This is a genomic window from Pectinatus brassicae (assembly GCF_014201835.1).
Taxonomy (GTDB): domain Bacteria; phylum Bacillota; class Negativicutes; order Selenomonadales; family Selenomonadaceae; genus Pectinatus; species Pectinatus brassicae.
On sequence record NZ_JACHFH010000056.1, the window covers coordinates 1 to 10876 of the forward strand.

Consider the following 10876-nt stretch of genomic DNA (forward strand, 5'->3'; position numbering starts at 1 on the left):
TACGGGGATAGCCTGTGGAGATAATGTAAGACGTGTTTTTTGCGCAACTATCTATGAAGCAGGAACCCCGCGACTTTAGTCGTGGGAGGTTCAGTCAGCCATATTAATACCGCCCATTGATAATAAGGTTCCAGCTAAAACAAATAATGAGCCGACAGGTCCAAGGATTTGTCCAAAAGCAGCTTGGATAGGAGCTTTTTCAACAGCTAGATTAGTACCAGAAATACCAATGCATATGCCTAAAATTAGTACATACATTAAAGAAACAATAATCATTACGGTAATAATAGCCCGCGGCAGGTTCTTTTTGGGATTTTCCATGTCTTCAGCAGCAATGGCGATAGCTTCAAAACCGGTATAAGCAAAAAACATGAGTACAGCGGCATGGCTAAATGAGCCAGCCTGATAAACATCATGCGGGAATACTGGAGTGAAATTGCTGCCATTTATGAAGAAGATGCCAATAGCAATAAAGAAAAGCAGCGGAATAAGTTTAGAAATAGTTATCAGGTTATTGAGCATTTTAGTTGCTTGAACACCAGCAATATTGACAATAGTAAAAACAATAATGACAACAGTGGCAATAATATTGCGCATATGTTCATTGCCCAGTGATGGGATAGCAGCACCTAAAGCGGTAGCAAATCCCACTGCCATTGTAGCCCAGGCGATAATAACAACAGCCCATTTTAAAACACCGACTTCAAAACCAAGGAAATCGCCTAAGGAGTGTTTGGCATATAAATAGGGTCCGCCATTGCGGGTAAAAAAACCAGCAGCTTCAGCAAAACAAAGTGCTATGCAGCCGGCAAGAATAGCATCGAAAATGATAACACCAAGGCTGGCAGAGCCTACAAGTGCATAGGCTTTATTAGGTAAAAGGAAAATACCGGTGCCGATTATGCTGTTTATTCCTAAGAGTACTATACTCCAGAAGCCGAATTTACTTTTTTGCAGATTGTTCATTTATTATAGTCCCCTTTTTGCTGCTATGATAAATGCAGTGAATATTTTTTTTATATCATCAGAAACAGCTGACATCATTTCTGGGTGGAATTGTACACTAAGAAGCCAAGGGTATTCTGTATGTTCTAAGGCTTCAATGGTGCCGTCTTTCGCTGTCCCAATTATTTTTAAGAAGTTCCCGACTTTATTGATAGTCTGGTGGTGAAAAGAGTTTGTTACTAGCTCTGTTTTTCCAATGATATCGGCTAGTTTACTATTTTTATCTAATGTTACAGTATGAGTGCCAAGCTCAGGACGTTGGTTTTGGGAATGTTTAATAGTACAATTTTTATCGTATTTCAAGTCCTGATAGAGCGTACCGCCATTATAAACATTTATAATTTGGTGTCCGCGGCAAATACCAAGAATAGGCAATTTTAAACGCATGGCTTCTTTGATAAGAAGAAAATCAAAGGAATCTCTTTCGGGGAAAATATCACCTATTCCCTGTAGCGGTTCAGCGCCAAAGCCTAAAGGGGCAACATCATGACCACCGGTTAAAATAAGGCCATTGCATATACCGAGAATATCAGCAGGATTTTGTTCGTTTTGGGTAAAAGGTAAGATGATGGGCAGGCCACCGGCATTTTCAACGGAACGAACATAATCGTCATTTACATAAGAACGATGGTAACCACGAAATGGTCCGCTGTCATCGAATAGGATATTGCCAGAAAGGGCAATTACTGGCTTGTTCATAATGGACCTTCTTTCTATGTATAAATATTTTTCAATAAAAACAGGTCATTAGAGATATTAGTAATTGTATCTAATTCCCTGATATGACCAGTACTTATTATATAATGTTTATCCAAGAAAGAAAAGAGGTAAATAAATATATGAAGAGAAAAAGTTAATAAGTGATGAAAGTGATCTATTGTAAATTGTACATATTTTTTATAATTTTATTTAATTTGAGTTAATAAGCGTTTTACAGGCAGAATTCTTAAAATAATTATACAAATTATAAGTTCGGGAATAAGGTAACTGGCATTAAAAATAAAGGAATACCAATAAGGAGACATGCCAGCTGGTGTATAATTGGCGAAAAATACAATACCCGAGATGAAATGACAGATAAAACGGCCTAAAATACCAATAAAGGCACCAAGATAAATGTTTTTAAAATAACCAGCTAATCCTATAGCCATGTACGGCAGCGGATAATCGAATAAAACCTGTACTGGCTGTAATATAAATGGGTCTTGTATTAAATTTATCAAACCATAGACAAAACCGGCCAGATAACCGACAGCAGGCCCATAACGAAAAGCAATAAACAGCAGAGGAACCATTCCGCCAAAAGTGACGCTGCCGCCTTGTGGCATATGATAAAGGCGGAACATATGCAAAATAACGGTTAAAGCAACCATTAAAGCTACATGAATAATGGTACTAGTGGTAATAGTTATCTTTTTAATGCGGATAAAAGCTAAGATAATTGCTATTAAAGCAATTAAAGTAAAAATAGTCGTTGGAGCAGCCAATAATAATGATAATTGTTTTTCAAATGTGCTATTCAAACTAATGCCTCGTTTCTAAAAAAATAAGCATAATCTTCTAATGCCAAGGAAGATTATGCTTGTATTCAAGACGCTTCCCTTCGCTGGCATTATCCAGATCAGGTAAAGGGTTATGGCATATTCCAATTCTCAGCCGCGTGGGCACCCCTAGCTTTATTTTTATGTAATTTAAATATTATTTTACTACGAATTGTTAAGTATTGCCAGTTAAGATTTATTAAGTAATAGTCATTGATTATATAATGTTATATAATGTAAACATAGCTGTTTTATTTAAGTTGAAATATGTGATTTTGGCAGTAAATTTATAGAGTATAAGATGTAGGGGGTAAGGGATATTGGAAAATAATCTCATCCTGGATACGGCTAGTGAAAAGATTAATAATTTGGCAATTTGGCGGATTATTCCCGACTTATTACTGCATATGGATAAAAATGGTGTTTTTTTAGGATATAATCGGCCGAAAAATATGGAGTTGTATTTACCACCACAGGAATTTTTGGGGAAGAACATACAAGATATTTTCCCCAAAAAAATTGCAGCAGAGGCAATGCAAAAAATAGCAGAAACTATAAATACAGGCGAAATTACAACGTATAATTATAATATAGAAATTGGCGGGGTATACGGTTATTTTGAAGCACGCTTCGTAAGGTATACTGTCAATGAAGTTTTGCTTATTGTTAGAGATATGACAGCAGTAACTAAATTGAAACAACAAATTGATATAATCAATAAAATGGATTCACTGACAGGTGCTTTTAATCGGAATTTTTTTGATGAGACAATTGAGCGTTTGAAAGATGGAAAGATTGGTAAACCATTAGGCTTTATGATATGTGATATTGATAGTCTTAAAATAATAAATGATTCTATGGGGCATATTGCTGGCGATAATATAATAAAAAAGACGGCCGGCTTATTGCAAAAATGTCTGGTAAAAGATGATATGCTGTTTCGTATTGGCGGTGATGAATTTGTAATTATTACCGGACAGGATATGAAAGACTTATATAAGACGGTTAAGGACAGGATAGCTAAATATAATAATGGCAGTAAAATATTATATTTAAGCATTTCACTTGGCTGGCAGGTGTTTTCTGATGGCAGTAAAATAAAAAAAGTTTTTGATATGGCTGATAATAATATGTATAAGGAAAAACTGCATAATGCGTCAACAGTTAGGGAAGTTATTATAAATAATATGCTGCATATATTAAAAAGACGCAATTACATTCAAAATAATATGGAATTATTTGATTATCTGGCAAAAAAATATTGTGATAGATTAGCTTTGAATGAAATAATAAGAGAAAAATTAAAAAATATTTTTATGGTATGTGATATAGGTACTATTCGGTTAACTAGCAATGTGACAGCTAATACAGAGCTAATAAACAACGAAATGATGCAGCTATATCGCCATTGTGAAATTGGCTTTAGAATATTGAACTTATCATCGAAATATTCAGCAATAGCTGATTGTGTTTTAAAACATCATGAAAATTGGGATGGCTCAGGTTATCCGCTAGGCATTAAAGGGGAGCAAATTCCGCTGGAATGTCGAGTATTTTGTTTGATAAATAATTTTTGTGATATGCTGCTGGAGAAAGTGAAAATAAATAGTTTGTCATATACTGACATTGCTGAAAAAATAAAAGATGATATAGGGAAAATATATGATCCAGAATTGGCTAAAGTATTTATTGATATAATATCTCATCATGAAGAAAAAATAATAGCAATTGCCCGTGACGACGCATAAAAGAAACGGGAAAAAGGGCGGGACAGCGTGAATGATTTAATAAAAAAAGCACAGCAGCTACACAGCTTGACACTAGAAGAGATAATTTATCTGCTGCAGCAAAAAAACAATGAAGAAGAACTGGCTCAGGCAGCGGATATAATTCGGCAAAAATATGTCGGTGATGGCATACATTTACGCGGCTTAATAGAATTTTCCAATATATGTCGGCAAAATTGTCTGTATTGCGGTTTACGGCGTGACAATAAAAAAATTGAGCGTTATCGACTAAACGACCAAATGATAGTGGAAATGGCGAAAAAAGCCAAGAATTATGGTTATAAAACGGTAGTGCTGCAGTCGGGGGAAGATGTGTTTTTTACAGCAGGTATGCTGGCAGATATTGTAAAAAAGATAAAAGAAATGGATTTAGCTGTTACGCTTTCTATCGGTGAACGCAGCTTTGAGGAATATGAAATATTAAAAAAGGCTGGGGCAGATAGGTTTTTGCTGCGTATTGAAACTACCGATGAAAAACTTTATGACAAGATGGATCCTGGTATGAGTTTTATTAATAGAAGGCGCTGCCTGGCTGATTTAAAAAAGCTTAATTATGAGGTAGGCACAGGCTGTCTTGTTGGGTTACCAGGACAAAGCATGGAATCACTGGCAAATGATATTCTATTCTTTCAACAGATAGATGCTGACATGATTGGGATTGGACCGCTTATTCCCAATGAAGACACACCATTGGCTAAAGTAAAATCAGGAGATTTTTCGCTTACGCGAAAAATGGTAGCCTTGATAAGGCTGTTGCTGCCTGAGGCAAATATTCCAGCAACGACAGCTATGGAAACTTTGCAGCCTAATGCCCGCACAATAATTTTATGTTCAGGAGCTAATGTTGTGATGCCAAACGTTACTGAGGGTGATTATAGACGTAAATATGCTCTTTATCCAGGGAAAATATGTGTAGCAGACACACCTGAACAGTGCCGCAGCTGTATGGGAAATAAAATTAGTTCAATTGGACGGTATATATCGACGGACAAGGGATTTCGGCAGCGTAACATATAAAATAAAAAAATGTCACACTTTTGTCATACTTTATTGATAGTATAATAATTATAACAATGGTTATAATTATTAAAAAGTTTTATGGGTAAGATGCTATAGGAGGTTTATTTCATGAAAAAATTGTTTGTTAGTTTGTCAGTGGCTGTTGTTATTGGGGCAGCATCAATTACTGCCTTTGCGGCAACTGCAGAACAGGCGGCACCAAAACAGGCACCACCGGCAATAAGCCAAAGCCAGGGCAGTGATTATTATTGCGGCGGTGGCTATTACGGCGGACGTGGCGATGGTGACCGTGGCAATTATGGTGGCTGCTGGGATTAATAGAAATAATAAAATAAAGATTTACTTATGGCACTGGAGGCTTATTTTCCAGTGCCCTTTTTTTGTTTGCTAATAAAATACGTTTTGGCAGAGGAATAGATAACTCATATAGAGAAATAATAATTTATAAAAATTTATTACATATGAGGGATGAGGGGGCAATAGCATGTATGATGTTTGCATTATTGGTGCAGGAACTGTTGGTATGAATATTGCGCGGGAATTATCAAAATATAAATTGTCTATTTGTGTATTGGAAAAAGAGGCTGATGTCAGTTGCGGCTGTTCAAAAGGTAATAGTGGAATTGTTCATGGCGGATATGCTGATAAGCCGGGAACATTAAAAGCAAAATTATGCGTCAAAGGAAATCGAATGTATGAGAAGCTGGAAAAAGAACTTCATTTTGGTTATCGCGAGACAGGCTCCTTTGTACTGGCATTTAGTGATGAGGAAATTCCTACCCTGCAAAAGCTTTATGAATATGGTAGTGCTAATGGTGTACAGGGAATGAAGATTATGGATGCTGCTGAAGTGAAAACGTATGAACCACATGTTAGTGCTGAGGTTAAGGCTGCTCTTTACTGCCGTGATGCCGGAGTAGTATCACCGTATGAATTTGTTATAGCCTTGGCGGAAAATGCTATTGCCAATGGTGTTGAACTTCTATTAAAATATCAGGTAGAGTCAATAGATGTCAGCGAAGATTATTTTAATATTCGCAGCAGCGATAAAACAGTGCAGGCTAAATATGTAATAAATGCTGCGGGTATTTATAGTGATGCAATTGCAGCGCTGGTAGGCATTGATGATTATAAAATTAGGCCGCGGCGTGGCCAGTATATATTGCTGGATAAGCAACAAAGCTATTTAACAAATTCAGTTTTATTTCAGGTACCAACCAAGTTGGGGAAAGGTATACTTGTAACTACAACATATCATGGTAATCTGATGATTGGGCCTAATGCTGAAGAAATCGATGATAAAGATGATGTCGGTACAGATGAAGAAACATTGCAGTATATTACAAAAACAGCGCGAAAATCAGTGCCTGATATTGATATGAGAAAATCTTTGAAATCATTTGCAGGAAACAGACCGCATAGTGATCAGCCGGAATGGATTATAGAAGAGAGCCGGATAAAAAAATTCATAAATCTTATCGGTGTTGATTCACCGGGACTTACCTCATCACCCGCAATAGCTTTGATGGTAAAGGATATTTTGCAGGAGAGTGGACTGGAATTATTAGAGAAATCTGATTTTATTGCCCGGAGAGACCCGATTATTAAAACCAAAACAGCGGATTTTAAAGGTGTAATTGATTCACCAGACCCTAATCTAAATATCATTTGTCGATGTGAGCAGGTGACTGAAGCGGAAATAATTGATTGCCTGCATCGCGGCATACCTGTAAAATCTATTGATGCAGTGGGAAGGCGTACACGAGCCAGTTATGGATCCTGTCAAAATGCTTTTTGTGGACCTCGGCTGCGTAAATTGTTGGCACGCGAATTAAATGTGCCGCTCGAAGAAATTCCTGAAAAGGGAAAGGAATCATCTGATTTAGCACAACGAGCCAAGCGTATGAAATTAATGAAAATGTAATACTGCCAAAAAAAATGAAAAAATCGGCAAAATTGTCGATTTTTTCATTTATAAATTATATTTATTGTATATGTAATAAATATAAGCATTGCCAATTAATGTTGATTTATTATAGAATAGGACTTAGTTTGTATTTGACAATAATATTATATGTCTGAAATATAGTTGGAATTAACCATATAGAAGGAGAAGATTTATGCTGCAAATAGACACGCAAAAAACGCTGGAATCATTGAAAGGGAAAATTTCTGCTATATATAAATATCTTGTTGATGAGAATGATGAAGAAAATGCCCAAAAAGTCAGGCAGTTAGCACAAAAACTGCATTCAAATGAATTTACGATTGCTTTTTGCGGGCATTTTTCTGCGGGTAAATCAAAAATGATTAATTGCCTGCTTGATGGAGAACTTTTGCCATCAAGTCCAATACCAACAAGTGCTAATTTAGTAAGAGTAAAAACTGGCGATGATTTTGCAAAAGTATTTTTTAAGCAGGATAAGCCGCGCTTTTATATGGCACCATATGATTATAGTTTAATAAAAAAGCATTGCAAAGATGGCGATAAAATAGAATATGTGGAAATAAGCCATGGCGGATTGAATTTACCGCCAAATGTAGTAGTAATGGATACACCCGGGGTGGATTCAACGGATGATGCGCATAGGATTGCTACAGAATCAGCAATACATTTGGCCGATATAATATTTTACGTTATGGATTATAATCATGTCCAATCGGAACTGAATTTTTCCTTTACTAAAGAATTGACACAAGCGGGCAAAGAGCTTTGTCTGGTAATAAATCAGATAGATAAACATCGTGAACAAGAAATAACCTTTACAGCTTTTCAGCAAGGAGTAAAAAAATCATTTGCCTCATGGGGTGTTTATCCGGCACATATTTTTTATACTAGTATGAAAGATAGAGAACATGCGCATAATGAATTTGATCAATTAAAACAATTTTTGTATAAGAAATTGGCAGCTAAAGATGAATTGTTATTATTATCAATAGATAAGGCGCTGCAAAAAATAATCAATAGTCATTTGCAGCTAATTGCCGATAAAATAGAGAAAGAAATACAGCCGTTTAATGAAGTGCTGGAGGAATTATCCCAGACACAGCGGGATAAAATATTTAGCAGCTATGAAAAATTATCCCAGCAAAAAGCGGAGCTGACAGATGAGCAGCAAAATTTAAATATAGTATTTGCCAAAGAAGTAAATAAAATACTTGATAATGCTTATCTGATGCCATTTGAAATCAGAGAACTGGCCAAAAATTATTTAAAGGCCTGTGAACCAGGTTTTAAAGTGGGTCTGTTTTTTACCGGCAAAAAAACTCAAGCCGAAAGGCAAATACGGTTAGAAGCCTTTTATAAGGCTGTTTGTGAAAAGACACAGTCGCAAATACAGTGGCATGTGCGTACATTTTTATTTGATTATTTAAAAACTAAACAGATAAATGATAAAGATTTAGCGGCGAAAAGCCAGAATTTTATTATTGAATTTTCAGAGGACCTGCCAATGACGGCAGTGAAACAGGGCGCCCGTGTTTCAGATGATTATGTATCGACATATACTGGTAATGTAGCGGCGGCAATTAAACAAGTTACCAAGAATCAATTGGCAGCGCTTAAAGATGAAATATTAACAGCAGTAATGCAGATCAATAAACTTAACAGTGAAAAAATGACGCAGGAATTGGCAGCGTTTGAAAAATATATAATAGCTGTGAAAAATATGCAGAAAAAATACGATGAAGTTAAAATGCAGCGGAGTAAAGCTGAAACTTTATTGCAGCAGCGCTATGCGTTTGAAAATGATAAATACAGCTTATTTACTGAAGAAAAGCATGACTTTGAAATAATTCCAGCAATAGACATGGCAAAAAAAACGGAACAAAAGAAAAATACTGAGGCTTTTATGCCGCAGGTAAATATAATGCCAGCAGAAAAAACAGTTAAAAATAGTGATATAGAGCTTGTTCATACCGTTAATAAATTACAAAGTACAGCAAAGTTGATCAGTGATTTGCCAGGTTTTAAAAATTTGGCAGGTGAACTTGCGCATAAAGCACAGCGGCTAAACAATAAAGGCTTTACTGTGGCATTATTTGGTGCTTTTAGCGCGGGCAAATCATCCTTTGCCAATGCACTGATTGGCGCCAGGGTTTTACCGGTGTCACCAAATCCGATGACAGCAGCCATAAATAATATTAAACCGGTTAATGATCAGCACGAACATAAAAGCGTAGAAGTAAAGCTTAAAGAAGCGGATGTAATGCTTGCTGATATTAATAATGCTTTGAAATTTTTTGAATTACAGGCAAAAACATTATCTGAGGCTGCAGAAAAAATAAAACAAATAGATAATACTGGTATTGATGAAGCACCGCAGCTTAAGACTAATTATTCATTTTTAAATGCTTTTTCTCGTGGTTATTCTAATTTTGCTGATAAAATGGGACATATTATATTATCAACAGTTGATACGTTTGGTGATTATGTTGCGATGGAGGAAAAATCATGTTTTGTAGAATTAATTGACTTATATTATGATTGTCCTTTAACACGGCAGGGTATAACACTTGTTGATACACCGGGGGCCGATTCAATAAATGCACGGCACACCGGAGTGGCATTTGAATATATAAAAAATGCGGATGCTATATTATTTGTTACTTATTATAATCATGCTTTTTCTAAGGCCGATAGAGAATTTTTAATTCAACTGGGTCGAGTAAAAGATTCATTTGCGCTGGATAAAATGTTTTTTATCATAAATGCGATTGATTTAGCGCAGGATGAAGATGAAAAAATCACAGTTATGGACTATGTACGTGAGCAATTGATTAAATATGGTATTAGAAAACCACATTTGTCGGCATTGTCGAGTCTGGAAGCATTGAAGGAAAAACAGCGACCAGAAATTGCAGCTGTTTCCAATATGTCTGCCTTTGAAGAAAAGTTTTATAATTTTATAACGACAGATTTAACGCAGATTGCTACTACAGCCGCAACGAATGAATTGCAGCGTGTTGAAAAAATGATTGATCAATTGATTGAAAACGTGCAGCAGGATGAAAAATATAAAACGGCTAAAAGTTTAGAAATACAGCAGGAAAGACAAAGTGTTTTTGCGATTGTTGAAAAAGAAGATAGAGAAAATAGTGAAAACCGTTTTCGCCAGGAACGGCAGGAATTACTGTATTATGTTCATCAAAGGGTGTTTTTGCGATTTAATAATTTCTTTCGGGAAGCATTTAATCCAGCTGTACTTAAAGATGGACAGAATTTAAAAAAGTCCTTGAAAAATGCCTTGGATGAATTATTGGCAGCGATTGGCTTTGATCTTGCGCAGGAAATGCGGGCTACAACAATCAGGCTAGATGGTTTTATTAATAAATTGCTGGCAGATGGGCAAAATGCGTTAAGAAATGAAGTTAAAATATTAAATAATGAGATTACTTTTGCTGATTTTGAATTTAAAAACAGTGATAAAATTGATTAAATGGGAGCCGCACACTCGTGACTTTAGTCGTGAGTTAGGCGACCAAACTAGTCAGTATGTATAGAAATATGCATATAGAGATTGG

General features: G+C 35.9%; 8 protein-coding genes and 1 riboswitch. Of the genes, 5 read left to right on the forward strand and 3 right to left on the reverse strand.

Features of this window, described 5'->3' with window-relative positions:
• Positions 1–90: 90 nt before the first annotated feature.
• The 3 genes from HNR32_RS13125 to thiT form a co-directional block, all read right to left on the reverse strand.
• On the reverse strand, positions 91–966 hold the full coding sequence (locus tag HNR32_RS13125; RefSeq protein WP_183863408.1) for an APC family permease: 876 nt from the start codon (positions 964–966) through the stop codon (positions 91–93).
• 3 nt (positions 967–969) lie between these two features.
• A complete protein-coding gene (locus tag HNR32_RS13130; RefSeq protein ID WP_183863409.1) occupies positions 970–1704 on the reverse strand; it encodes a gamma-glutamyl-gamma-aminobutyrate hydrolase family protein in 735 nt (244 codons plus the stop codon).
• Between the two features lie 206 nt (positions 1705–1910).
• Positions 1911–2528, reverse strand: coding sequence for an energy-coupled thiamine transporter ThiT (thiT, locus tag HNR32_RS13135; protein ID WP_183863411.1), 618 nt, complete (start codon positions 2526–2528; stop codon positions 1911–1913).
• Positions 2529–2586: 58 nt separating this feature from the next.
• A riboswitch (TPP riboswitch) is annotated at positions 2587–2687 on the reverse strand.
• 179 nt (positions 2688–2866) lie between these two features.
• On the opposite strand from thiT, the gene HNR32_RS13140 reads away from it, so the two are divergent.
• From HNR32_RS13140 to HNR32_RS13160, 5 genes are all read left to right on the forward strand, one after another.
• The gene (locus HNR32_RS13140) at positions 2867–4294 is read left to right on the forward strand and encodes a diguanylate cyclase domain-containing protein (RefSeq protein ID WP_183863413.1); all 1428 of its coding nucleotides are present in this window, start codon (positions 2867–2869) and stop codon (positions 4292–4294) included.
• Between the two features lie 27 nt (positions 4295–4321).
• On the forward strand, positions 4322–5350 hold the full coding sequence (gene hydE, locus HNR32_RS13145) for a [FeFe] hydrogenase H-cluster radical SAM maturase HydE (protein ID WP_183863415.1): 1029 nt from the start codon (positions 4322–4324) through the stop codon (positions 5348–5350).
• A 111-nt stretch (positions 5351–5461) separates the two neighbouring features.
• A complete protein-coding gene (locus HNR32_RS13150) occupies positions 5462–5671 on the forward strand; it encodes a hypothetical protein (RefSeq protein WP_183863417.1) in 210 nt (69 codons plus the stop codon).
• Positions 5672–5837: 166 nt separating this feature from the next.
• Positions 5838–7277: an NAD(P)/FAD-dependent oxidoreductase gene (locus tag HNR32_RS13155; RefSeq protein WP_183863419.1), complete on the forward strand. Its 1440-nt coding sequence runs from the start codon at positions 5838–5840 to the stop codon at positions 7275–7277.
• A 196-nt stretch (positions 7278–7473) separates the two neighbouring features.
• Positions 7474–10791, forward strand: coding sequence for a dynamin family protein (locus HNR32_RS13160; protein ID WP_183863421.1), 3318 nt, complete (start codon positions 7474–7476; stop codon positions 10789–10791).
• The last annotated feature ends 85 nt before the right edge of the window (positions 10792–10876 follow it).